The sequence below is a fragment of the Desulfoferrobacter suflitae genome, from assembly GCF_022603395.1.
GTDB lineage: Bacteria > Desulfobacterota > Syntrophobacteria > Syntrophobacterales > Syntrophobacteraceae > Desulfoferrobacter > Desulfoferrobacter suflitae.
Genome location: NZ_JAIBKA010000007.1, coordinates 44,864 through 66,748 on the forward strand (window position 1 = coordinate 44,864; position 21,885 = coordinate 66,748).

The window sequence follows — 21,885 nt, forward strand, 5'->3', positions numbered from 1 at the left end:
CATTTTTTATCAGATGGGGCGGTGTCATTGCCCGCAAAAACGATTTTTTGCCAGCAGACCGGCCATTCGCACAGCCGCCTGCAGGCTTCCAGCGTGTGCCTTGCCTGTGCCCACAAGATCATAGGCAGTGCCATGATCCACCGACGTCCGGATGATGGGCAATCCCAGGGTGACATTCACGGCATCATGAAAATGCACCAGCTTAATGGGAATGAGTCCCTGGTCATGGTACATGGCGACCACCGCATCGAATTCGCCATGCAACGCACGATAGAAAAGAGTATCAGCGGGATACGGGCCGCTCACGGTAAAATCCGTTTCACTGAACGACTCGACAACGGGTTCGATGGTTTCCAGCTCTTCACTTCCGAATCTGCCCGCTTCTCCCGCATGGGGATTGAGGGCGGCAACAGCGAGATGCGGGGCGGCCATGGCAAAATCACGCAGCAATGCCCGGCCTGTTATTGCAATGACTGTGGTCAAGGCGCTCCTGTTGAGCACTCGGGGAACTTCGCCGAGGGCCATGTGGATGGTGGCCAAAGCCACCTTCAATTTGGGTCCTGCCAGCAGCATGACGGCGTTTTCGGCTTGAGTCAGATCCTTGAGGAATTCGGTATGCCCTGGAAAGGGAAAGCCGCACTGGTGCAAATTTGTTTTGTGAATCGGGCACGTGCAAATGGCCTGAACTTTCCCCTGCAAGGCGAGTTCTGCCGCCACTTCGATGTATTGAACCGAGGCCCGGGAAGCGTCTTCCGAAGGATGCCCGTAAGCCAGGTCAGACCAGGTGAGCTCACAAGGCGCCATTACAGGGATGCGCGGAGCCATTGCGCTCAATTCCTGTACATCTTGAATCAACGCGAACTTGCGCGGAGCACCCAGCAAGTCGGCAGCTCGTTCGAGTGCCCGGGGATCACCCACAATGAGCGGAACAAAATCCTCTGCAGCCGAGTGCAGCAGGAACGTCTTGACCAAAATCTCCGGGCCTATCCCACACGGGTCGCCCATGGTAACGGCTATGATCGGACGGCTCACCGAAGCGCGATTGTCAACCATGATCGGTTATCTCACCGCCAGCATTTTTTCGACGGCCCCCAGCGCCCTGATGCGGATCGCTTCGGGCACCGTGATTCTCGGTTCCAGAGTCTGGAGCGAGTTGATGACGTCGTGTAACGAGGTCTTTTTCATATCGGCACACACCAGACGGTCGGACGCAGGATAGAACCGCTTCTCAGGATTTTGCCGCCGCATAGGATACAGTATGCCCTTTTCCGTCCCGATGATAAACGACTTGTGAGGTGATTCGGTTACGTATCGAAGCATTCCGGATGTGCTCTGGACGTGATCGGCAAGATCCAGCACCTCGGGGCGGCACTCGGGATGAGCCAGAAACAGGGCATCAGGGTGCTCCGCCTTGCGCTGCCGCACCTGCTCCGCCCTCAGTTCGTGATGTATGGGGCAGTAGCCATGCCAGTAGTACACCTGCTTTTGTGTATGACGGGCTGTATACTTGGCCAGATTTTGATCCGGCGCCATGTAAACGGAGTCCTCCTTGCAAAATGATTCCACCACCCGAATCGAGTTGGCCGAGGTGCAGCAGACAGTGCTTTCGGCTTTGACTGCCGCAGTCGAATTCACATAAGTGATAATCGGCGTCCCGGGATACTGACGTTTGATGCCGACCATGTCTTCAGCAGTAATCATGTCGGCCATCGGACAGCCGGCATCCGGCCGGGGCAAAATGACTCTCTTGTCGGGATTGAGAATTGCGGCTGTTTCCGCCATGAACGCCACGCCACAGAAAACAATCACCTGAGCCGTCGTGGAAGCAGCCTGACGGCTCAGTTCTAAAGAATCCCCCGTTAGATCGGCAATATCCTGGATCTCCGGGGGTTGATAATTATGCGCGAGAACTATTGCTCGTTTTTCTTCTTTCAATTTGAGGATCAGGTCCCTGCCATCCATCGTCATCGATCATAAACCTTTCTATGGGTGCAAAAGCTTGGCTTTCAGCCTGTCTATCTCTGCTTGCGGCAACTCCCGCCCCTCGGTGTCGACAACCAGGGTTGAGGGCGGGATGCTTAGCTGAAACAATTGGGACTTGAGGTTGGGAGCGGGTTTTTGCCCTTTGAGCATGATCAGATTGGTGTTTGCCAGCGCATCCTGGGTTTCCACCCGGTCGATCTGATACGTCTTGAGGTCTATCCACAACCGCAGTTGTTTTATGTTGGGATCTTCTTTTTTCGGAACGAGCTTCAGCACGGCCGTTGTCAAACTCGACTTGGTGTGCTCCAGACTCACTTCAAAATGCTTCTGCAGGCCACTAATGCCGTCAAAAAAAGTCTGAGCCAGCGGCGATTCGAAAAATGCCTTGGAATCAAACAGTGAAATCTGCCGCTCCGACGGCACATAAAGCCATGCCAAGCCATCGTTGGCCACAAAGACCTGAGGTTCGGGCGCCTTGTATTCCCAGCGCATCTGCCGGGGTTTCTGATAGTAGAGCACTCCCGACGCCTCGGTCGTGATGGTGTTGGTGGCAGCCGAGGTAGTCAGCTGCAGGAAATCCGCGGTGAAGCCTTTGAGCCCTTGGTAATGCGACTCCGATCTTCTCAGGATTTCCCCCATGGAAAGGGAGGAGTCGGCATAACAGGCCGGTTTGTCAGGCAGCACCGAGATACAGGCAAAAAATACGGTCATGATAGATAATAGACGATGTTTTTTCATGTTCGATTTTCTCATCATGTTGAATTCAAGGGGTTTTGACAGTCAAAACTTCACGCGGTTTAACTCCGTCAGAGGGCCCCACAATCCCCTGCTGCTCCATGACCTCGATCATACGGGCCGCTCTATTGTACCCCACCCGGAGTCTCCTTTGCAGCATGGAGATCGAAGCTTGTCGAGTTTCGAGGACCAGCTGAACCGCTTCGTCGTATTTTTCATCCAAATCCTCTTCGCTCAATTCATCGAGGGAGGACTCTTCCTGGAAATTTACCCGATCACGCAAAGGATCCTCTCTGATCTGCTGCATCCGCCAGAATTGTGTGAGACGCTGTACCTCGGCTTCAGAAACAAATGCCCCGTGAATGCGTTGCAGCTTGGCGGTACCGGGAGGCAGAAACAGCATATCTCCTGAACCGAGCAGGCTTTCAGCACCGGAGTTATCCAAGATGGTTCTCGAGTCGATGCGCGAGGAAACCTGAAAGGAAATTCGCGTGGGGATATTGGCTTTAATGATCCCGGTGAGAACGTCTACGGACGGACGTTGAGTTGCGAGAATCAAGTGAATCCCGGCGGCTCGCGCCATTTGGGCAAGCCGAATGATGGACTCTTCCACCTCCCGGGAAGCAACCATCATGAGGTCCGCCAGTTCGTCTATGACGATGACCGTATAAGGCAGATGATGATGCGCGAGGCCGCTGCCTTCATCACCGGCGGCATGATTCTCCCGCACGGCCTTGCCGATTTCCTTGGCAAAGACTTTGTTGTAGCTCTCGATGTTGCGTACGTTCTTGTCAGCCAGCAGCTTGTAGCGCAGCTCCATTTCCTGAACCGCCCAGCGCAACGCTTTTGTTGCCAGTTTGGCATCGGTTACCACCGGATGAATGAGGTGAGGAATGCCCTCATAGCTATTGAGCTCGATGCGCTTGGGATCGATGAGCAGCAGGCGCACATCATCGGGCGTGTTGCGGTAGAGCAGGCTGCTCAGTATGGTATTGATACCGACACTCTTGCCGGTGCCGGTTGCCCCGGCAATGAGCAAATGGGGCATTTTGGCCAGATTGGCCGCCACCGGCTGGCCCGTCGTGTCCTGGCCCAGGGCCATGGTGAGGGGAGCGGTCGAAGCGCAGAACACTTCCGACTCAAGGACGGCACGTATCGACACCAATTCCCTTCTTTGATTGGGGATCTCGATGCCTATTGCAGCCTTACCGGGTATCGGGGCGACCACGCGAATGCTGATGGCCTTGAGGGCCATGGAAAGGTCGTCGGAGAGGCCGACGATCCGACTGATTTTAATGCCCGGAGCCGGAGTGTATTCGTACATGGTGATGACCGGTCCGGGGCAAATTCCCGTCACTTTCCCCTGAACACCGAAGTCCGCCAGCTTTTGCTCCAAAATCGCCGAATTCTCTTCCAGTTTTTTCCAGTTCGGTTTGTGACTTTCTATCTGATAGTTGTCCAGGATATCCAGCGAAGGCAGAGCATATTGGCCGGGGTGGTTCGTTTGCGGACTCAACGCCGCCCCTTTCTCAACCATCCGGACCGAAGGCATAATCGGCAGAATTGGCTCTTGCACCGGTTCGGCAGCAGAAGACTCCGCCTGCACATGGGTGATACGCTTCAACGTCGGAGAAGATACCGGTGGTGCCTCAGCCTGCCGCAGGGCAGATCGACGCAGGAGCTGTTGAACCCATTGCGTGAAGCTGCGTCTGCCGTTTTGTAAAACCTTGGCCGTCCAGCTGAGGGTCGCCTGCAAAGAAAATGGAGTGGCCAGCAGCAGGGATATGAGAAAAACACCGACCAGCAGCACATGGGCGCCCACTTCATGGAGTCTCGTGACCATGGTTGCGGCGATCAGCAATCCAATCCAGCCTCCTGACCTGATTTCCTGCCCGAAAATGTGCACCACCGGATAGTGTATGGACAGCAGCGATACGCCGCTCAAAAGCAGCAGCACAGCACCCAGCAACTGCAGTCGGCCGTAATTTATTGTTGCCTGCCCCCGAAATAACAACCAGCTGACCCAGAAACCGGCGAGAGGAATTCCATACGCGCCGATGCCCAACAAAAAGTACAGAATCCACGCCAGGTTGGCACCCGGGAAACCGATCCAGTTGGCAGAAGGCTGCTCAGTCGATGATGCGTTGAAAAGGGTCAGGTCGGAGGAATGGAATGAGAGCAGACTGAAGAAGACCAATAACGTGGGTATCGCCACACATACGGCCCAAATCTCATGCTTCTTCTGGTCCACCGAAACAATCCTCCCATCTTCCATCTCATCACAAAGCAAGTACAACAGCCCCACGCAGTGATCTTCCCTTGCTCCTGCGGATGAACTGTACCCAAAAGAGACTCTGCCCGCCATCCAGGGCCTTTGGTGGGCATAGTCCGCCCCCTCAACGAGGGGTGTGATCACACCGGTGGGTGATCCAAATCTCACCCCAAACCCATCGCCTCAAGGAGAGAGAGGAATCCACCAGTCTCGGACAACCTCCTAAACGTCAATTACGATCGGATAAATAAACGGACGGCGTTCCAGGACCCTGTTGAAAAAGCGTTTGAGCTCTCTTCGAATATCGGCCTGAAGGTCGGCGGGATCAAATTCAAAACCCTGATCGAGCAGTTTGTCAAAAACCTCGAGCACCACACACTGCGCCTCATCGAGGATCTCCGGCTTGATGTCTTCCAGGATAAATCCCCGGGTGAAAATATCCGGTCCGCTCAAGATCTCTTTGGTTTCTTTGTCGATCACAAGCGAGGTCACCACCAGGCCATCCTCGGCAAGATGCTTGCGGTCCCGCAAGACCAGACCACCGACGTCCCCGACCCCTTTTCCATCCACAAACACCCTGCCTGTTTCCACTCTCTCTTCAATGGCAGCCCCATAATCCGAAAACGTCACAACATCACCATTGACCGGAAGCAGGCAGTTGTCCGGAGGTATTCCCATAGTTACAGCCAGCTGCCGATGTTTCACCAGGTGTCGATACTCGCCATGCACCGGGACAAAATAACGGGGCCGAACAACATTGATCATCGCTTTCAACTCTTCGCGATAGGCATGCCCCGAAACATGAATATCACTCACCTGTTCATGGATGACCTCGGCTCCCAATCGGTACAAATGATTTATAATTTTTTGGATGGCCCGCTCATTCCCGGGGATGAACTTGGACGAAAGAATGATGGTGTCGGCGGGCTTCACTTTCAATTTTCTGTGGTCGTTGAAGGCCATGCGGGTCAGGGCACTCATGGGCTCACCCTGACTGCCCGTGGTGAGCATCAGGACCTGGCAATCCTGGAGGCGTGAAAGATCCTGGAAACCGATTTCTTCTTCCGCGGGGAAATTCAGGTAGCCCAGTTCCCTGGCTATGCGCACATTGATCAGCATGGATTTCCCATTGAGGAGTACCTTACGATCGAATTCCCGGGCCAACTGAATGACCTGTTGGATACGGTGCAGATTGCTCGCAAAAACCGCCACGATTATGCGGCCGGTTCTCTCCTGAAAAATTTGTCTCAGTGTCTTGCCCACATCTTTTTCAGATAGCGTATAGCCTTCTCTTTCAACATTGGTTGAATCAGAAAAAAGAGCCAGTACGCCCTCCTCGCCATAAGCACCGAACCTGGCCATATCAAGCTGTCTGCCATCAATGGGAGTGTGATCGATCTTGAAATCTCCCGAATGGACCAGTATGCCCACCGGGGTGCGTATGGCAAGCCCCACACAGTCGGGAATGCTGTGGCAGATCTGGATGAACTCAATGGCATAGACCCCAACGGTGATCTTTTGTCGCGCACTCACCTGGATGAGTTGAGATCGTTCCAGGAGGCCATGCTCTTTGAGCTTCTCCCGAATTAGGGCAACGGTGAGGGCAGTGGCATAGATGGGAATGCTAAATTCCCTCAGCAGAAAGGGGATCGCACCGATGTGATCTTCATGGCCGTGGGTGACAATGAGCGCCCGCAGACGATGGCGATTGACCCGCAAATAGGTGAAGTCGGGAATGACAATGTCAATGCCCAACATGTCATCTTCAGGAAACATCAAGCCCGCATCGATCACAATGATGTCTTCGCCACACTCGACGGCCATCATGTTGAGCCCGATTTCGCCCAGTCCGCCCAGGGGAATGACCTTCACCCGGGCAGGTAAAATGCTCTTCATACTCTCCTGCCTATGCGGATCCGTTCCTCCGACTCCATGTTAGCTGAGCCGCACTTTGCGTCTAGAATTCATTAGTCGGCAACAGTCCGCCTTCGCCCTTAGTCAAATTGGCGCGGATGGCTTCTCGCACGGCTGCAATCAACTGATCGCGCTGCTTTGTGCTCAGTCCGGCTGTAGGAATTGGTCTGCCAATGGTCATCCGGATGACTCCCGGGCGGATATTCCAGTCGCCTTGTTTGGGAAGGATGCGGTACGATCCGCTGATACTGATTGGAACAATAGGTTGCTGGGATTGGATCGCCAGAATGAATCCGCCCTTTTTGAACGCCTGCATTACTCCATCAGTACTGCGGGTCCCTTCAGGAAAAATAACCACCGAGATCCCATCTCTGACTCGACCGGCCGCCTCACTGATGCTTTCAAACGCCTGCCTGCGATCCTTGCGGTTGATGGGAATATAGCCAATGGAACCCATCGCGTGCCCCAAAATGGGAATCCTGAACAATTCCTGTTTGGCCAGCCAGCGGAATTGCACCGGCAATTTGCCCAGGATAGCAAATATATCAAACCAGCTCTGATGATTTGCGGCGTACACATAGGAAGCGCTTACATCGATATTGTTCAGTCCGGAAAGCTTGACGGTCACCCCCGCTCCCCACAAATTGACGTTACCCCACAGCCTTCCCACCTTATGGGCAAGTCCCTGATTTCTGGTGATGTAGGCAACCACTACCGCGGCTATCCCAAGCAGGAAGGTGGATAAAAAAAGGCAGACATAAAAGAAAAGCGAACGAAGTAACTGCATACTTTCCCTTGCTCATTGATTCCGGCCAACCGCCGCCGGCCCTGAACGCATGGATGAACCGCCCCCACCGGCGGCGCCCCGAATGCCACCCCTTTCAAGTCCCGTCTATAACCGAATTATGATAAAAAAACAATAACTTGCTCAGACAAATCCACTGTAAACCTTTTCCCAATACGAGTCAACCAGGCATTTCAGTCCAATTTGAACAGCCTTTCTCATTTTGGACGGCAACCATGGTGTAGAATGGGTGCAGCGATAGCGCAACCCATCATTGATCGAGCTTTTGCTGGGTTGCGGCGCGAACAACCGCGCCTCCACCCACCCTGCGGCAAACTACCGGAGTCCAACATGAGAATTGCGGCAATTTGAAAGAGCGTGTTGCATTCTGCAAGGCGATGCGGTAGGAAACAGGTAAGGAAATTCTTTGTTGAGTCTAATTTGAAGTCATTGCAGATGGGGGGAGTCATGGCACGTGGAGTAAATAAGGTCATACTTATAGGCCATCTGGGGGCCGATCCGGAAGTGCGCTATACGACCAGCGGCACGGCGGTCACTCAATTGAGTTTAGCCACGACGGAACGAGTGCCGGCGGGTGAGGGGAATTGGGAAGACCGAACCGAGTGGCATCGGGTGGTAGCTTTTGGAAAGACCGCTGAAAATTGCGGCAATTATCTCAGCAAGGGCCGCCAGATTTATGTGGAAGGCAGACTACAGACACGCCAGTGGGAAGATGCCCAAGGTGTCAAGAGATACACGACGGAGATTGTTGCTCGCGAGATCCAGTTCCTCGGAAGCGCGGGAGATCAGCCCCAGCAGGCAAAAAGCAACCAGCAAAGCATGAGTCCGGGAAAAGGCGGAACGGATGCAGCCAATCGCACCATCATCGAGGATCTGCCGCCTCAGCCTTCCAGCGCAGCGGAAGAGGATATTCCCTTTTGAGCACCAGCTTTCAGCTCAAACATCAAAGGCGGGCTGCAATGACTGCCGACCCGCCTCACAAAATTCATGCTCAGATGCCTTGAAACTATCCGATTATTACTCTTGTGTTCCCTTATTTTCGAGTTTTTCTACGTCATCGGATGATTCAAGCGGTTCGTTTGTTGCCTTCTTGAAATTGCGGATACCCTTGCCCAAGCCTGCTCCGATTTCGGGCAACTTCCCGGCACCAAAAATGATAAGGACAATCACCAAAATGACCAATAGCTCTGGCATGCCAATCCCGCCGATCATACTGAGGCTCCTCTAGAAAGTTTGCTGGCTACTTTTTCATCAACTCCTCAACTTCTTCTAGAAGCTGAAGGAATTCTTTTGATTTTCTGTATTCATCCAAGAGTTTCTGGTGTTCAAGCCACATTTCCCACACTTTCATCCAGGCGTCATTGTGCCAGTAATACCTGGGTGTCTTCTCGTTGTTTTCCACTCTCTCCCGGTATTCTTCATATTCTTCCTGGCAGTTGAGGCAAAACGGATATGGGGAAGCATAGCGAATGTTGTCCTGTTTTTCCGATTCCAGCTGGATTCCGCATTTGGCACACTTGAGCATACAGCGAGTGCACTGAAATATTTTTCTGAGGGCCTCAATCTTACGCTGGCGCACGCTGTTATCCTGCAGTGCCCTTAGCCCCTGCGCCTTTTTGCCGAACTCTATCACATCTGCCATCGGAGTTTCCGTCTACTTTTGTTGTGAATTCTCATTGTCCTTCTTAACATTCGCCAATACCTCCGTCAAGGCGGATGAATGGGGCCTGTTTCCATCGGTGAGGTTGAAAAGCTGCTGCGTATGATCGACAAAAATCTGCTTGCTGTCTCGCGTTGCCTTCTTCTTGAGGAACATGATGGGATCATGCAGCAGCTTGCCGACGATGGATTCGGTCAGGACTTCAATGGCTTGGCGCTCTCTATCGGCCAGGCCGGGGAGCTGCGCCAGGGTCTTGCGCATTTCATTGCGGCGGATGGTTTCAGCCTTTTCACGCAGTGCGATGATGGTGGGAACGACATCCAGGGTGCGCAGCCATTCCTGAAACTTGAGGGCCTCTTCCCATACGATATGTTCAGCCCTTTCCGCTTCCTTTCGGCGTTCCGTTCGGTTGAGCTCCACGACCCCCTGCAGGTCATCGATGTCATAGAGGTAAACATTATCGATTTCGTTCACCCGTTGTTCGATGTCACGAGGCACAGCGATATCTATGAAGAACAGGGGCTTATTGCGACGCCGGCGCATTCTGGACTTGACATCTTGAAATGTCAGGACGGGCATCGGAGACCCCGTAGATGTGAGCACGATATCCACGTCCTTTAGCTCATCCAGTATGTGATCAAAGGGAACCGTTTTGGCTTTGAATCTTTGCGACAAGGCCATGGCCCGCTCGAGGGTTCTATTGGCTACGGCCATGTGCCGGACCCCTTGAGCGAGAAAATGTTCCGCTGCGAGTTCCGCCATTTCGCCCGCTCCAATGACCAGCACCTTCTTGCCTTCCAACTCACCGAAAATCTTTCGAGCGAGCTCTACTGCGGCGTAACTTATGGAAACGGCATAACAACCTATCATGGTGTCGGACCGCACTCGCTTGGCCACGGAAAAAGCTTTGTGGAGGAGACGATTGAGAATCACCCGAACGGTTCTATAGGTGATAGCTTCCCTGTAGGCCGCCTTTATCTGGCCGAGGATTTGAGGCTCGCCGACCACCATGGAGTCCAGACTCGCACTGACTCTAAAAAGGTGCCTGACCGCCTGTTCGTCTCGATGCACGTACAAGCCGGCTTCAAGTTCTGCCGCAGAAATCTGTGGAGTTCCCAGGTGAGTTCGCAGAAGCGCCTTAATTTCCTGGGTGGCCTCGTCCAGGGACAAGCAGGTGAAAAGGATTTCAACCCGGTTACACGTGGACAGAAAGAAAAGCTCTTGAACATGCCTCAAATACGGAAAGAGCTGCAAAGGGTTTGCCTGGCTGGCACAAGCTACCGCCAGCTGCTCGCGGATTTCGACAGGAGCAGTTTTGTGGTTCATACCCAGGAGTACAATGTGGCCCATTGGTCAGCTCACCTGACGAACACGGTGTGATGCCCTTCAAAAAACAGGTTGACACCCAAAAAAGTTATCAATATCGCGGAGAATCCGAAGATAGCCAACCAGGCTGCCCGCCGCCCGCGCCATCCAACCGCTAATCGCTCATGCAGCAGAATGGCGTAGATAAACCAGGTGATCAAAGCAAAGATTTCTTTCGGGTCCCAATTCCAGGGGGAACGCCATACGGTGCCGGCATAAGCAAACCCTGCCACAAGGCCTATGGTCATGAGAGGGAACCCGGTTATGAGGCAGAAGTAATTGATGCTGTCCAAACGTTCGAGGGAGGGGAGGCGCGGATAGAGGAAACTGAAATTTTTGCGCTTAATGTGCCTCTCCTGCAACAGGTACATAATGCCCGCGCTGAAGGCGAGGGCAAAGAGTGCATTGGCCAAAAACAAGGTGACCACATGCAGGACCATCCAAATACTCTGGAAAACAGTGGTGGTGGGGATCGTCTTTGCGGGCAGCAGAGATGCGGTCAACATAAAGACTACGGCCAGCGGCGACACGAAGGAACCCAGGATTCTGAGGTTGATGCACAGCTGAACAAAAAGATAGGTGATCACCAGTATCCATGCAAAAAAAGCCAGCGCCTCATGGCTGTTGGCAACAGCCAGGTGCCCGACATGGTACGATTGGCTGATGATCGCCACGGTTTGAGCCAGAGCTCCACCAATGAGGGCCCCCAAGGCGGCCCGATGAATCGGTTCCCAATCGCGAAAAAGATAAATGAGATAGCCAACGGCCCCGACACAGTAACAAATGGTGGCGACCACAAAAAATACCGTTACCATATCTGCTCCACAGCCCGTTCCAATTCCTGCCGGCTCAGCCATGGCTGGCAGATGCCCTGGATGCTCTCCAAAATCTGATCCCGCCGTCTTGCCGCAATCCATTCCGGCAGAGGAAGTTTCGCGATTTCTTTAAAAAACCGCTGATTTTGCTGGGTAGACCAACACCTTGCCTGAATGAGCTGGCGAAGCAAACCGAGCAATCTAAGGGTTGAAGCCCATTCAATGCCGAATTGCTGACTGATCCTGTTGCGAATCTCACTCGCCAGAGCAGGACTCAAGCCTGACGTACTGACGGCAATACACAACGGCCCCTGTTGCATGACAGCCGGCACGAAAAAAGATCCCGACTGCGGTTCGCTCGCCATATTGCACCAGATCCTTCGTTTCTCAGCATGCCCGGCAACGGCGCGATTCAGTTCACCATCGCTGGTCGCGACAAATACGAGGTCTGCCTGATCCAGGTGCTCTTCCCTGTACTGCTCTCCCAGCCAAACCAGTTGCCCCTGCTCGCATCGAGCTCGAATCCAGGGAGACAACTCCCGGGCTATCACGCGAACATCCGCCCGGTGATCGAGTAGTCCCTTGATTTTTCTCTCAGCTACCGATCCTCCACCTACGACCAAGCACACTCTCCCTGCCAGAGAAACAAAAATGGGGTAGTGCGCGGTGGCACTCGAAGATTCCTGTGCAGCTGTCATTGAACTCTGTGCCCTCACTTTGCAAACCGGTTCTCGTGTCGGCATACTACTGCCGCCCATCGCCCTGCAAAACAGACCCGCAAACATCGCGCTTGTGATGATCGCCAAGGGGAGCTGAATGAGCGACGATCAGGTAGCGCTTACTGTAACACGAACGTTGCAGGCAAACAACCTGCGGCCCTTTGTGCTCGGGCGCACTGCAAACCTCAGTTGCTGCCCGTCACGGGGTGCACATTGGCAGAGGGGAGGGATCAAACTCTTCGACAGATTACATAATCGGCGATGTCTTCGAGAAGTCGTCGAGTCGGATGGGATGGAAATATGTGGATGGCTTCCTTGGCCTGGCGAACATATTGAGTGGCAAGACGTCGCGTGTATTCGATGCCGCCTGAACGGGCCACGATGTCTCTGACTTCATGAAAATCCTCGGGCAGAATCTCATCTGCGGCGAAAATTCTTCGCAGCCTTTTCTTGTCATTTTTCCCTTGATGTCGGAAAGCGTAAATCAACGGCAAAGTGGCTTTCCCCTCCTGGATATCATTTCCCACGGGTTTGCCGAGCTCTTCCACATCACCCGTGTAGTCGAGGGTATCGTCAATCAATTGAAAGGCGATTCCTAAACTGTGGCCGTAAGTGCTGAGGGCTTGCTGCTGAGCTGTATCGCCTTGGCCGAAGATGGCTCCGATGTGGCATGCCGCACTGATCAGTACCGCAGTCTTCCGAGTGACGACCTGCAAATACTCCGCTTCATCAATCTCCAGGTTATCGGCATGAACCAGCTGCAAAACTTCACCTTCAGCCATTCTTGTGGTGGCATCCGATAACACTTCCAAAATCCTGATGCTGGAATATTGCACGGCCATCAAAATCGATTTTGAATACAGAAAATCTCCCACCAGAACAACGGCCGGGTTCCCCCAAATGGTTTTGGCAGCGGGCTGGTTGCGACGGAACTCGGCATGATCCACTACATCATCATGCAATAAACTGGCTGCATGCACGAACTCGAAGACAACTGCCAATGGGGCGTCGGCATTCCCCTGGTACCCACACAGCCGGGCCGCCAGGATCAACAGCAGAGGCCTGAGCCTTTTGCCCCCGCTTCCAAGTATGTATTGCCCCACTTTTGAAATCAAAGGCACGCTGCTGTTGAGCTGGCGTTGGATTTCAGCTTCGATTCGATCAAGATCCGGCTTGATTTGCACGTAGATCCGTTCTTTAATCGTTTCCGCTTCGGGGGGACAGAGACTGCACGAAACGAGGGGTTCCAGCACTGAGGTGGTGAGTTTATTCATCCATCCAAGCTTCTTAATGGGTGTCCAGGGAATTCAAGACTGGTGATCACGTCACCGCAATTTCTGATCACCCGATTCATAGCCAAAATCTCATTACATGTCAAAATGTTTTGCCCCGTCAACCCGGAAAAGGCTAGGATCCGCGCAAACCATCAATGCGCTCTTCTCCCGAGAGCAATTCAGCCTCTACATCATAGTCATGAGCGCGCGTGATTCGCGCCTGCGCGATGGTCCCCTGTTGCCCTGTCCCCCGGGTGATGATCACGGCTCCATCCACTTCCGGGGCCTGCCTTGCCAGTCTGCCGCTAAGGAGCAACTCCGTTTCGGGATGTACCCCCTCGATCAACACGGGCCATGTCTGACCGACCAGACGGTTGAGGATGCGCCGGGATATGCTCTTCTGGTGTGCGAGCAAAATATGCCGCCTCTCCTCTTTGATCTCACTTGCGACCTGGAAGGGCAGCCTGGCTGCATACGTACCTTGTTCCGGCGAGAAACAAAAAACTCCCAGATGATCAAACTCGACGGCCTCCACAAAACGCAACAGTTGCCTGAAGTCAGTCTCTGTTTCACCTGGAAAGCCGACCATCAAGGAAGTTCGAAGGGAGAGATCCGGTATGATCGATCTCATCTCATCCAACAAAGCGTGAACCTCCACCGTCCCCCCGCCCCGACGCATTGCTTGCAGGATGTGTGGAACACAGTGCTGCAGCGGCATATCCAGATAATGCACGATCTTTGTGGATTGTGCGATAACCTGCAACAATTCCCGGCTCATTCGCTCAGGATATACATAGAGTAATCGGATCCAGGCGATTCCCGGCAATCCATCCAGGGCCTCGAGCAATTTCAGCAAGGCCCGGGAATCGCCGCGGTCAGCACCAAATCCGGTACTGTCCTGGGCGATCAGGTTGATCTCCTTCACGCCTTCCGTTGCCAGCCGTTCAGCTTCAAGTACAACATCTGCGACGGTGCGGCTTCGATACGCCCCGCGCAGCTGCGGTATCTTACAAAAGGTGCAGCGGTTGCTGCAGCCTTCGGCAATCTTGAGGTACGCTGAATATTGTCCGCTCGATCGTAAGCGCGGAGTTTCACTGGTGAGAAGAGTTTGGGGGACGCCGATCCACAATTTTCGGGTATTGCCCCGGGCACGCTCCTGAAGTATGTCAGCAAGTTCAAGAAAATGGGACGTTCCGAGAAAAAGGTCGATCTCAGGTAAGAGGGTCACCAGCTTTTTGCCGTACCTTTGCACCAAACATCCGGCAACGATCAAATCCCGGCAGCAGCCGCGCGACTTCATGGCGGCCAGCTCAAGAATGGCTTCGATTCCCTCCTCCACAGCCGACTCGAGAAACCCGCACGTATTTATGAGTATGAGGGACGCCCGGGATAGGTCGCAGGTGAGCTCGTACCCGCATTGGATCAGCTGCGGTGCGAGTGTCTCGCTGTCCACCAGATTTTTTGAGCAGCCCAGAGTGACAACGGCGGCAAGGTCTTGTGCTGAATTCACTGGAGTCGGCCCATGATGCAGATTGATTAGGTTCGGTGTCATGCGTTCAAAGGAAGGAAAAATTCCCGGCAAAGAGGACTGGAAACAACGGGCTCTAGTAGATATAATTTTTAAATTGCGCAAAGTCTAAGCAATCGAGGCGCGGCTTTTTCACGAACTGAAGCGATATTGTATGAGGAGAAACCAGATATGGCAAGGGAAAAGGCTCATGTTACACCATCAGTACCGTTACCGGTGGGGGAAAAGAATAAGCAAAATCCCATGATGTGTAAAGAGGGAAGGGGCGAAAGGAACTTTGCCTGTTTGCACTACGATGTTTGCCTGGAAAAGGCTGCCAAAGGCATGTGGAGCGGTTTTACGTGCAGGGAATGCAATTACTTTTACCAGAAAGACGAGGAAGCTTAACCCCTGGTGATGCAGACTTGGTTTCGCTGGGCCACAAACGAACAACCCGCTCTCCATGATGAGCGGGTTGCCGGATTTTTCCAACGAATCATCGCGCTCGTAAGGTTCTCATTCTTCCGTCACTGCCGCACTCGGCGTTTGCTCTGCAGGCTTTCCTGACTGCTCGCGTCCAGCCTGCACGCTCGCAGCTCTCTCAACCTGGCCGGTTTGCGGCACCTGCTTTGCCTTTTTAGGAGCTCCCGGTGAATCGGTCATCAGCTCCAAAATGCACATGGGCGATGCGTCTCCGCGGCGAAAACCAGCCTTGACCATTCGCGTGTAACCACCCGACCTGTTCTGATAGCGAGGTCCCAAGTCATCGAATACTTTGTGAACCACCTGCTTTTCGCGAATGACCGCAAGAGCCTGACGCCGGGCGTGCAGATCGCCGCGCTTGCCAAGGGTAATCATCCAGTCGGCCCAGCGACGAATTTCTTTAGCCTTGGGAACGGTGGTAACAATTCGTTCATGCTCCAGCAAGGAAGTCACCATATTGCGAAACATAGCCACTCGATGGCTCGTCGATCGGTTCAATTTTCTGCCGGATTTTCCGTGGCGCATGGTTATTCCTGTTCCTTTCTACGTTCTTCTATCTCGTCCCGACTCGGGAAATCTTCCACTTTCAAGCCCAGCGACAGTCCCATTTCCGCAAGAATTTCCTTGATCTCATTGAGGGATTTGCGGCCGAAGTTCTTGGTCTTCAACATTTCAGCTTCCGACTTCTGAACAAGCTCGCCGATATAGCGGATGTCGGCATTTTTCAGACAGTTGGCCGACCTGACTGATAGTTCCAGTTCGTCCACACTGCGGAATAAATTCTCGTTGAATGCCGGCTCTTCACGAATTTCCTCATCGGACAGTTCTACTTCTTCTTCAAAATTGATGAAGATTGTCAGCTGATCTTTCAGAATTTTTGCAGCATAGGCCAGTGCGTCCTCGGGCTTGAGGCTCCCGTCGGTCCAAATTTCCATGGTCAGTTTGTCATAATCTGTGATCTGCCCCACGCGTGCCTGGGTCACGTTGTAATTGACCTTCCGGATGGGAGAAAAAATCGCGTCGATGGGCACCGTACCAATCGGCTGATTCTCATCGAAGTTTCGGTCTGCCGGCACATAACCTTTGCCCTGCTTTATCGTCAATTCCATGCGCAAATTGGCATCTCTTGCCAGCGTGCAGATGTGTTGATCCGGGTTGAGTACCGTAACCTGGCCGTCCCCTTTGATGTCGCGCGCGGCAACCTCTCCAGCCCCCTGTTTTTCTATGATGAGCTGTCTGGGCTCCTCTCCGCCATGCACTTTGAGGCGCACCTCTTTCAAGTTCAAGATTATGTCGGTAACATCCTCCAACACGCCTGGTACCGTTGAGAATTCGTGCAGCACGCCGTCTATCTTCACGTGGGTTATGGCTGCGCCCTGCAGGGATGATAACAGCACCCTGCGCAACGCGTTGCCCAGGGTAATGCCGAAACCACGCTCAAACGGTTCACACACGAATTTGCCGTAAGTGTCGGGACGGCCTTTATTTTCGATTTCTAAGCGCTTAGGCTTAATCAATTCGCGCCAGTTCTTCTGCATATTCTATCCTCATCAAGAGATGCGTCGTCTAGAATTGTCTCTCTCGATGCCATCCTAGATTCTACTTGGAATAAAACTCGACAACCAGTTGCTCCTGCACCGGCAGGTTCATCTCTTCGCGGGTAGGAATCGCCTTGAAGACTCCCTCGTACTTGGTCTTGTCGAGTTCCAGCCAGGCAGGAACACCCCTTCGAGGCATAGCTTCCAGAGCATCGTTGATCGACCCCAATTGGCGGCTGCCTTCCCGGACCGAGACGACATCGCCGGGGCGCAGCAGGAAGGAGGGAATATTGACCTTTCTGCCATTGACCATAAAGTGGTTGTGGCGCACCAGTTGCCGAGCCTGGGATCGAGAGTTGGCAAAGCCCAGACGATACACGCTATTATCCAGGCGACGTTCCAGAATGACCAAAAAGTTAGTACCGGTAACACCCTTCTGTCGATCGGCTTCCTTAAAGTAGCTCTTGAACTGCTTTTCCACCAGACCGTACATGCGTTTGATTTTTTGCTTTTCACGCAACTGCAACCCGTAATCGGAAAATTTCCCGCGCCGCTGCCCGTGCTGACCAGGTGGATAGTTACGCCGCTCGACAGCACATTTATCCGAGTAGCAGCGGTCCCCTTTCAAATAGAGCTTCATGGTTTCGCGCCTGCAAAGCCGGCATACTGAACCCGTGTATCGCGCCAAGGTTAATTCCTCCTATAGTTTCTTTCTTTTGCGTTGAAACAACTGTTACACACGCCGTCTTTTGGGGGGTCGACAGCCATTGTGGGGGATCGGTGTCACATCCTTGATGATGGTAATATTGAAGCCGGCCGCCTGCAGCGCACGCAAGGCCGCCTCCCGCCCCGAGCCGGGACCCTTCACGTAAACTTCGATATTTTGCAGACCATGTTCCATTGCCTTCTTTGCCGCGTTTTCCGCAGCTATTTGAGCGGCAAAGGGTGTGCTCTTGCGGGAACCCTTGAAGCCGTGACTGCCGGCGCTCGACCACGCAATGGCATTTCCGCTGGTGTCCGTAATGGTGATTATGGTGTTATTGAAGGTAGAACGAATGTGCGCGATTCCATTTAAAATGTTTTTGCGCTCTTTCTTTTTCCTCGATGCGCCTCTGTCCCTTGCCATGATTCCTCCAGATTACTTCTTGCGCTTACCGATGACGGACCGGCGAGGTCCCTTTCGAGTGCGTGCGTTGGTGTGTGTGCGTTGTCCGCGAACGGGCAGGCCCCTGCGGTGGCGCAATCCCCGATAGCATCCAAGATCCATTAACCGTTTGATATTCATGGAAATTTCGGTGCGCAGATCACCCTCGACTTTGAGCTCGGAGTCAATGATCTGTCGGATGGCGTTGATCTGGGATTCCGTGAGGTCATCGCTCTTGGTATTGTAGTCGACACCCGCCTGCTGCAGAATCTTTTGCGATGTCGTCCGGCCGATACCATAAATATAGGTTAGAGCGATCTCTATGCGTTTATTTTTAGGTAAGTCAATGCCTGCGATGCGTGCCAAACCCTGTTCCTCCCGTTAGCCTTGTTTTTGCTTGTGTCTTGGGTTTTCACAAATGACGCGGACCGTTCCATGACGGCGTATGATTTTACATTTGCGACAAATGCGCTTCACCGATGCTCGCACTTTCATGCCATCTTCTCCCTCTACCTATCCCCGCTGAACGGTCACGATTTTGATCGATAAGTGATGCGGCCACGAGTGAGGTCATACGGTGAGAGCTCCACCGTAACCTTGTCGCCTGGCAGAATACGAATAAAATGCATGCGCATCTTGCCCGAGATATGAGCCAAGACCCGATGACCGTTCGGCAACTCAACGCGAAACATGGCATTAGGAAGGGTTTCAACCACAGTGCCTTCCACTTCAATGGTGTCTTCTTTCGCCATGTACGATTTTACTCCTTATCGCCCGACCAGGGCTTTGCCGAATTCAAAACAAAAAATCATACCATTTCACTGCTCTTCCGTAAAGAGCCAAATTCTCATGCTCGCGAGAGTATATCCGGACCGTTTTCCGTCACCGCCACGGTATGTTCAAAATGCGCCGACAGCCGCCGGTCTGCAGTCACTGCGGTCCATTGATCCGGCAACATTTCGATATCCCCGCTCCCCTCGTTGATCATGGGCTCAATGGCAAAAACCATCCCCGGCTTCAACCTGACGCCCTTCCCCGGAGGTCCAAAATTTGGAATCTGTGGGCTCTCATGCAACCGTTGACCAATTCCATGACCCACAAATTCCCTCACCACTGAAAATCCTCTCGCCTCTGCGTATTGTTGGATGGCATGCGAAATGTCCGACAGACGATGCCCCACCACAACCTGCTTGATCCCTTCATGGAGAGCATTCTCAGTGGCCAGGCAAAGCCTCCTGGCCTCCTCGCTGACTTCCCCTACCGGTACCGTTACCGCTGCATCACCATAGTAGCCGTCCATCACAACACCGAAATCCAGGCTCACCAGGTCGCCCGGTTTGAGCCGACGCCGCTTGGATGGCATGCCGTGTACAATTTCTTCGTTAACGGAGACACAGAGTGCATACGGGAATCCCTGATATCCCTTGAAAGCGGGTTTGGCTTGATGGCGAACTGCCAACTGCTCGCTGAGCGCACCCAGATCCCAGGTGGTGATGCCGGGCTGGATGCACTCGACCAGTCGCTGCAATATTTCCGCGACGAGCGCGCATGATTTTCGTATCTTCTCGATTTCACGTGGAGACTTCAAGAAGATCAAGGCATGGTCCTCTAGCCCAGAACGGCCGTAATCCGATCAAAAATCGTCCCCATGTCGCCAACGCCATTGATGCGATGAAGCTTACCCTGTTTCTCGTAGTAATCTATCAGCGGTTCCGTTTGGTTGGAGTAGACTTCCAGCCGCGATTTCACCGTCGTTTCATTGTCGTCGTCACGCTGATAGAGTTCACCGCCGCACTTGTCGCAAACGCCTTCCTTCTTGGGTGGATCGAACATTACATGATAGCCGCCACCACAACTGCGGCACGTGCGCCGTCCGGTCAGCCGGCCCACCAATTCGTCATTGGGCACTTCGATGCAGACCACATAATCAATCTTCTGGCCAAGCTCGGTCAACATTTTGTCCAGTGACTCTGCCTGGCTTACGTTTCTCGGAAACCCGTCCAACATGTAACCCTTGGCGCAATCCTTCTGCTGAATGCGCTCCTTGACAAGGCCGATCACCACCGTGTCAGGCACCAAAGCACCCTTGTCCATATATTTTTTGGCCTCGAGCCCAAGGGGAGTCCCTTCTTTGAGTGCAGCTCTCAGCATATCTCCGGTAGAAATTTGCGGGATTCCATATTTGTCAATGAGACGCTTAGCTTGGGTTCCCTTACCGGCACCCGGTGGACCTAACAAAATGATGTTCATTTTTCCTCTCCTTTTTGTTGCACGCCATCTTTCCGGTCAAACCACGTTCTTTCCCAAGGCCACGGCTGCCACCCCTCACTCCAAAATTCTGTGCAGCAGACTTGCGGTGAAGATCATCGTCTTCCGCGTACGCTCCCCTTTTTGAGGAATCCCTCATAGTGGCGCGAAAGCATGTGGGCCTCTATCTGCGCAAGCGTGTCCATGGCCACTCCAACAACAATCAGCAAAGCGGTCCCGCCAAAATAAAAGGGAACATTGAACTTCTGAATGAGGATGGTCGGTAATACACAAACCACCGAAACATAGATCGCTCCCCCCAGAGTGATGCGGCTCAAAACCTTGTCAATATACTCTGCGGTAGGCTTGCCCGGGCGCATGCCGGGAATGAACCCACCGTATTTTTTCATGTTGTCGGCTACATCTGCCGGGTTAAACACGATGGCAGTGTAAAAGTAACAGAAGAATATGATGAAAGCCACGTACAGAAGGTTGTAAAGCCAGTGGTCCGGGGTGAGCATGGCGGCAACGTATTGCACCCATGGAACGTCGAAAAAGTTGGCCACCGTCGCAGGAAACATGATGATTGAAGAGGCAAAAATCGGCGGTATAACGCCTGAGGTGTTGATTTTCAGCGGAATGTGAGTATTTTGCCCACCATAGATACGCCTCCCGACCACCCGCTTGGCATACTGCACCGGGATTCTCCTCTGTCCGCGCTCCATGAAGATAATGAAGCCCACCACCAGGATCATCATGACGACCAGCAGGATGAGGAGAAAAAGGCTCATCTCGCCTGTGTCGAGTAATCGGAAACTGTTGAGGGTGGCATTGGGCAGGCCCGCCACGATCCCTGCATAGATAATCAGCGAGATGCCGTTGCCGATCCCGCGCTCGGTAATCTGCTCTCCCAGCCACATGATGAAGGCCGTGCCGGCGGTGAGAGTGATCACCGTGATCAGCCGAAACGACCACCCGGGATGCATCACCACCATTTCACCACCAGGACCCGTCATACCCTCGAGTCCAAAAGCAATGCCAAAACCCTGAATGATGCTTAACGCAACCGTACCATAGCGGGTATATTGCGTAATCTTGCGGCGCCCAGCCTCCCCCTCTTTGCTCAACCGCTCCAAATGGGGAATCACCACCGTCAGGAGCTGCAAGATGATGCTCGCACTGATGTAGGGCATAATGCCCAGAGCGAACACCGAAAGCTGGCTTAAGGCGCCACCGGAGAACATGTCGAACAGTCCCAGCAGGGTCCCCTGAGCCGCACTGAAAAATGCGGCCAGCGCTTCCGAGTTGATGCCCGGCGTGGGGACATGCGCGCCAATGCGGTAAACCGCAAGAAGCAGCAAGGTGATGCCGATGCGACGCTTCAGCTCTGGTATCTTGGCAATGTTTTGAAAACCCGCTAACAC

At 53.3% G+C, this 21,885-nt stretch carries 25 protein-coding genes; 2 read left to right on the forward strand and 23 right to left on the reverse strand.

Features of this window, described 5'->3' with window-relative positions; translation table 11 throughout:
* Positions 1–24: 24 nt before the first annotated feature.
* The 6 genes from pdxA to K1V27_RS13200 form a co-directional block, all read right to left on the reverse strand.
* On the reverse strand, positions 25–1,053 hold the full coding sequence (pdxA, locus tag K1V27_RS13175; RefSeq protein WP_258930489.1) for a 4-hydroxythreonine-4-phosphate dehydrogenase PdxA: 1,029 nt from the start codon (positions 1,051–1,053) through the stop codon (positions 25–27).
* 6 nt (positions 1,054–1,059) lie between these two features.
* Positions 1,060–1,962: a quinolinate synthase NadA gene (nadA, locus tag K1V27_RS13180; RefSeq protein ID WP_258930490.1), complete on the reverse strand. Its 903-nt coding sequence runs from the start codon at positions 1,960–1,962 to the stop codon at positions 1,060–1,062.
* A gap of 21 nt (positions 1,963–1,983) precedes the next feature.
* Complete coding sequence (locus K1V27_RS13185; RefSeq protein WP_258930491.1) at positions 1,984–2,721, reverse strand: LolA family protein; 738 nt, start codon at positions 2,719–2,721, stop codon at positions 1,984–1,986.
* Between the two features lie 25 nt (positions 2,722–2,746).
* Positions 2,747–4,969 carry a DNA translocase FtsK gene (locus tag K1V27_RS13190; protein ID WP_258930492.1) on the reverse strand — a complete coding sequence of 741 codons (2,223 nt, stop codon included), beginning with the start codon at positions 4,967–4,969 and terminating at the stop codon, positions 2,747–2,749.
* A gap of 243 nt (positions 4,970–5,212) precedes the next feature.
* Positions 5,213–6,886 carry a ribonuclease J gene (locus K1V27_RS13195; RefSeq protein WP_258930493.1) on the reverse strand — a complete coding sequence of 558 codons (1,674 nt, stop codon included), beginning with the start codon at positions 6,884–6,886 and terminating at the stop codon, positions 5,213–5,215.
* A gap of 61 nt (positions 6,887–6,947) precedes the next feature.
* The gene (locus K1V27_RS13200; protein WP_258930494.1) at positions 6,948–7,691 is read right to left on the reverse strand and encodes a lysophospholipid acyltransferase family protein; all 744 of its coding nucleotides are present in this window, start codon (positions 7,689–7,691) and stop codon (positions 6,948–6,950) included.
* A gap of 465 nt (positions 7,692–8,156) precedes the next feature.
* Here K1V27_RS13200 and K1V27_RS13205 point away from each other — a divergent pair, with 465 nt between their 5' ends.
* Positions 8,157–8,630 carry a single-stranded DNA-binding protein gene (locus K1V27_RS13205; protein ID WP_258930495.1) on the forward strand — a complete coding sequence of 158 codons (474 nt, stop codon included), beginning with the start codon at positions 8,157–8,159 and terminating at the stop codon, positions 8,628–8,630.
* A 96-nt stretch (positions 8,631–8,726) separates the two neighbouring features.
* Here K1V27_RS13205 and tatA read toward each other — a convergent pair whose 3' ends face one another.
* From tatA to rimO, 7 genes are all read right to left on the reverse strand, one after another.
* The gene (tatA, locus tag K1V27_RS13210; protein WP_258930496.1) at positions 8,727–8,921 is read right to left on the reverse strand and encodes a twin-arginine translocase TatA/TatE family subunit; all 195 of its coding nucleotides are present in this window, start codon (positions 8,919–8,921) and stop codon (positions 8,727–8,729) included.
* A 28-nt stretch (positions 8,922–8,949) separates the two neighbouring features.
* Positions 8,950–9,351 carry a hypothetical protein gene (locus K1V27_RS13215; protein WP_258930497.1) on the reverse strand — a complete coding sequence of 134 codons (402 nt, stop codon included), beginning with the start codon at positions 9,349–9,351 and terminating at the stop codon, positions 8,950–8,952.
* A gap of 12 nt (positions 9,352–9,363) precedes the next feature.
* The gene (gene hemA, locus K1V27_RS13220) at positions 9,364–10,719 is read right to left on the reverse strand and encodes a glutamyl-tRNA reductase (RefSeq protein WP_258930500.1); all 1,356 of its coding nucleotides are present in this window, start codon (positions 10,717–10,719) and stop codon (positions 9,364–9,366) included.
* Positions 10,720–10,727: 8 nt separating this feature from the next.
* Positions 10,728–11,549, reverse strand: a complete 822-nt coding sequence (gene ccsB, locus K1V27_RS13225) for a c-type cytochrome biogenesis protein CcsB (RefSeq protein ID WP_258930501.1) — start codon at positions 11,547–11,549, stop codon at positions 10,728–10,730.
* The gene (locus tag K1V27_RS13230; protein WP_258930502.1) at positions 11,543–12,247 is read right to left on the reverse strand and encodes a precorrin-2 dehydrogenase/sirohydrochlorin ferrochelatase family protein; all 705 of its coding nucleotides are present in this window, start codon (positions 12,245–12,247) and stop codon (positions 11,543–11,545) included. Before K1V27_RS13230 ends, ccsB begins: the two co-directional genes overlap by 7 nt.
* A 251-nt stretch (positions 12,248–12,498) precedes the next feature.
* Complete coding sequence (locus K1V27_RS13235; protein WP_258930503.1) at positions 12,499–13,542, reverse strand: polyprenyl synthetase family protein; 1,044 nt, start codon at positions 13,540–13,542, stop codon at positions 12,499–12,501.
* Between the two features lie 133 nt (positions 13,543–13,675).
* The gene (gene rimO / locus K1V27_RS13240; protein WP_258930504.1) at positions 13,676–15,052 is read right to left on the reverse strand and encodes a 30S ribosomal protein S12 methylthiotransferase RimO; all 1,377 of its coding nucleotides are present in this window, start codon (positions 15,050–15,052) and stop codon (positions 13,676–13,678) included.
* 189 nt (positions 15,053–15,241) lie between these two features.
* Here rimO and K1V27_RS13245 point away from each other — a divergent pair, with 189 nt between their 5' ends.
* Entirely contained in the window at positions 15,242–15,457 is a 216-nt protein-coding gene (locus K1V27_RS13245) for a hypothetical protein (protein WP_258930505.1), read from the forward strand.
* A 108-nt stretch (positions 15,458–15,565) separates the two neighbouring features.
* Here the strand turns inward: K1V27_RS13245 and rplQ are convergent, their stop codons facing one another.
* The 10 genes from rplQ to secY all read right to left on the reverse strand — a co-directional run bounded on the left by rplQ (position 15,566) and on the right by secY (position 21,885).
* On the reverse strand, positions 15,566–16,057 hold the full coding sequence (gene rplQ / locus K1V27_RS13250; protein WP_258930506.1) for a 50S ribosomal protein L17: 492 nt from the start codon (positions 16,055–16,057) through the stop codon (positions 15,566–15,568).
* A 2-nt stretch (positions 16,058–16,059) separates the two neighbouring features.
* On the reverse strand, positions 16,060–17,070 hold the full coding sequence (locus tag K1V27_RS13255) for a DNA-directed RNA polymerase subunit alpha (protein ID WP_258930507.1): 1,011 nt from the start codon (positions 17,068–17,070) through the stop codon (positions 16,060–16,062).
* Between the two features lie 61 nt (positions 17,071–17,131).
* Complete coding sequence (gene rpsD / locus K1V27_RS13260; protein ID WP_258930508.1) at positions 17,132–17,758, reverse strand: 30S ribosomal protein S4; 627 nt, start codon at positions 17,756–17,758, stop codon at positions 17,132–17,134.
* A 45-nt stretch (positions 17,759–17,803) separates the two neighbouring features.
* The gene (gene rpsK / locus K1V27_RS13265) at positions 17,804–18,196 is read right to left on the reverse strand and encodes a 30S ribosomal protein S11 (protein WP_258930509.1); all 393 of its coding nucleotides are present in this window, start codon (positions 18,194–18,196) and stop codon (positions 17,804–17,806) included.
* Positions 18,197–18,208: 12 nt separating this feature from the next.
* On the reverse strand, positions 18,209–18,580 hold the full coding sequence (gene rpsM / locus K1V27_RS13270; protein WP_258930510.1) for a 30S ribosomal protein S13: 372 nt from the start codon (positions 18,578–18,580) through the stop codon (positions 18,209–18,211).
* A 15-nt stretch (positions 18,581–18,595) separates the two neighbouring features.
* Positions 18,596–18,709, reverse strand: a complete 114-nt coding sequence (gene rpmJ / locus K1V27_RS13275) for a 50S ribosomal protein L36 (protein WP_258930511.1) — start codon at positions 18,707–18,709, stop codon at positions 18,596–18,598.
* Between the two features lie 35 nt (positions 18,710–18,744).
* Entirely contained in the window at positions 18,745–18,966 is a 222-nt protein-coding gene (infA, locus tag K1V27_RS13280; RefSeq protein WP_258930512.1) for a translation initiation factor IF-1, read from the reverse strand.
* Between the two features lie 95 nt (positions 18,967–19,061).
* Positions 19,062–19,811: a type I methionyl aminopeptidase gene (map, locus tag K1V27_RS13285; protein ID WP_258930513.1), complete on the reverse strand. Its 750-nt coding sequence runs from the start codon at positions 19,809–19,811 to the stop codon at positions 19,062–19,064.
* An 11-nt stretch (positions 19,812–19,822) separates the two neighbouring features.
* Complete coding sequence (locus K1V27_RS13290) at positions 19,823–20,464, reverse strand: adenylate kinase (protein WP_258930514.1); 642 nt, start codon at positions 20,462–20,464, stop codon at positions 19,823–19,825.
* 113 nt (positions 20,465–20,577) lie between these two features.
* Positions 20,578–21,885, reverse strand: a complete 1,308-nt coding sequence (gene secY / locus K1V27_RS13295) for a preprotein translocase subunit SecY (protein ID WP_258930515.1) — start codon at positions 21,883–21,885, stop codon at positions 20,578–20,580.

Excerpts from the sequence above, each read along its gene's own strand:
- K1V27_RS13255 (WP_258930507.1), bottom strand. The coding sequence starts at position 17,070 with ATGCAGAAGAACTGGCGCGAATTGATTAAGCCTAAGCGCTTAGAAATC.
- rplQ (WP_258930506.1), bottom strand. The coding sequence starts at position 16,057 with ATGCGCCACGGAAAATCCGGCAGAAAATTGAACCGATCGACGAGCCAT.
- K1V27_RS13185 (WP_258930491.1), bottom strand. The coding sequence starts at position 2,721 with ATGAAAAAACATCGTCTATTATCTATCATGACCGTATTTTTTGCCTGT.
- infA (WP_258930512.1), bottom strand. The coding sequence starts at position 18,966 with ATGGCGAAAGAAGACACCATTGAAGTGGAAGGCACTGTGGTTGAAACC.
- K1V27_RS13235 (WP_258930503.1), bottom strand. The coding sequence starts at position 13,542 with ATGAATAAACTCACCACCTCAGTGCTGGAACCCCTCGTTTCGTGCAGT.
- K1V27_RS13200 (WP_258930494.1), bottom strand. The coding sequence starts at position 7,691 with ATGCAGTTACTTCGTTCGCTTTTCTTTTATGTCTGCCTTTTTTTATCC.
- nadA (WP_258930490.1), bottom strand. The coding sequence starts at position 1,962 with ATGGATGGCAGGGACCTGATCCTCAAATTGAAAGAAGAAAAACGAGCA.
- tatA (WP_258930496.1), bottom strand. The coding sequence starts at position 8,921 with ATGATCGGCGGGATTGGCATGCCAGAGCTATTGGTCATTTTGGTGATT.
- K1V27_RS13195 (WP_258930493.1), bottom strand. The coding sequence starts at position 6,886 with ATGAAGAGCATTTTACCTGCCCGGGTGAAGGTCATTCCCCTGGGCGGA.
- K1V27_RS13230 (WP_258930502.1), bottom strand. The coding sequence starts at position 12,247 with ATGACAGCTGCACAGGAATCTTCGAGTGCCACCGCGCACTACCCCATT.
- K1V27_RS13215 (WP_258930497.1), bottom strand. The coding sequence starts at position 9,351 with ATGGCAGATGTGATAGAGTTCGGCAAAAAGGCGCAGGGGCTAAGGGCA.
- K1V27_RS13245 (WP_258930505.1), top strand. The coding sequence starts at position 15,242 with ATGGCAAGGGAAAAGGCTCATGTTACACCATCAGTACCGTTACCGGTG.
- pdxA (WP_258930489.1), bottom strand. The coding sequence starts at position 1,053 with ATGGTTGACAATCGCGCTTCGGTGAGCCGTCCGATCATAGCCGTTACC.
- K1V27_RS13205 (WP_258930495.1), top strand. The coding sequence starts at position 8,157 with ATGGCACGTGGAGTAAATAAGGTCATACTTATAGGCCATCTGGGGGCC.
- K1V27_RS13290 (WP_258930514.1), bottom strand. The coding sequence starts at position 20,464 with ATGAACATCATTTTGTTAGGTCCACCGGGTGCCGGTAAGGGAACCCAA.
- rpmJ (WP_258930511.1), bottom strand. The coding sequence starts at position 18,709 with ATGAAAGTGCGAGCATCGGTGAAGCGCATTTGTCGCAAATGTAAAATC.
- ccsB (WP_258930501.1), bottom strand. The coding sequence starts at position 11,549 with ATGGTAACGGTATTTTTTGTGGTCGCCACCATTTGTTACTGTGTCGGG.
- hemA (WP_258930500.1), bottom strand. The coding sequence starts at position 10,719 with ATGGGCCACATTGTACTCCTGGGTATGAACCACAAAACTGCTCCTGTC.
- rpsK (WP_258930509.1), bottom strand. The coding sequence starts at position 18,196 with ATGGCAAGGGACAGAGGCGCATCGAGGAAAAAGAAAGAGCGCAAAAAC.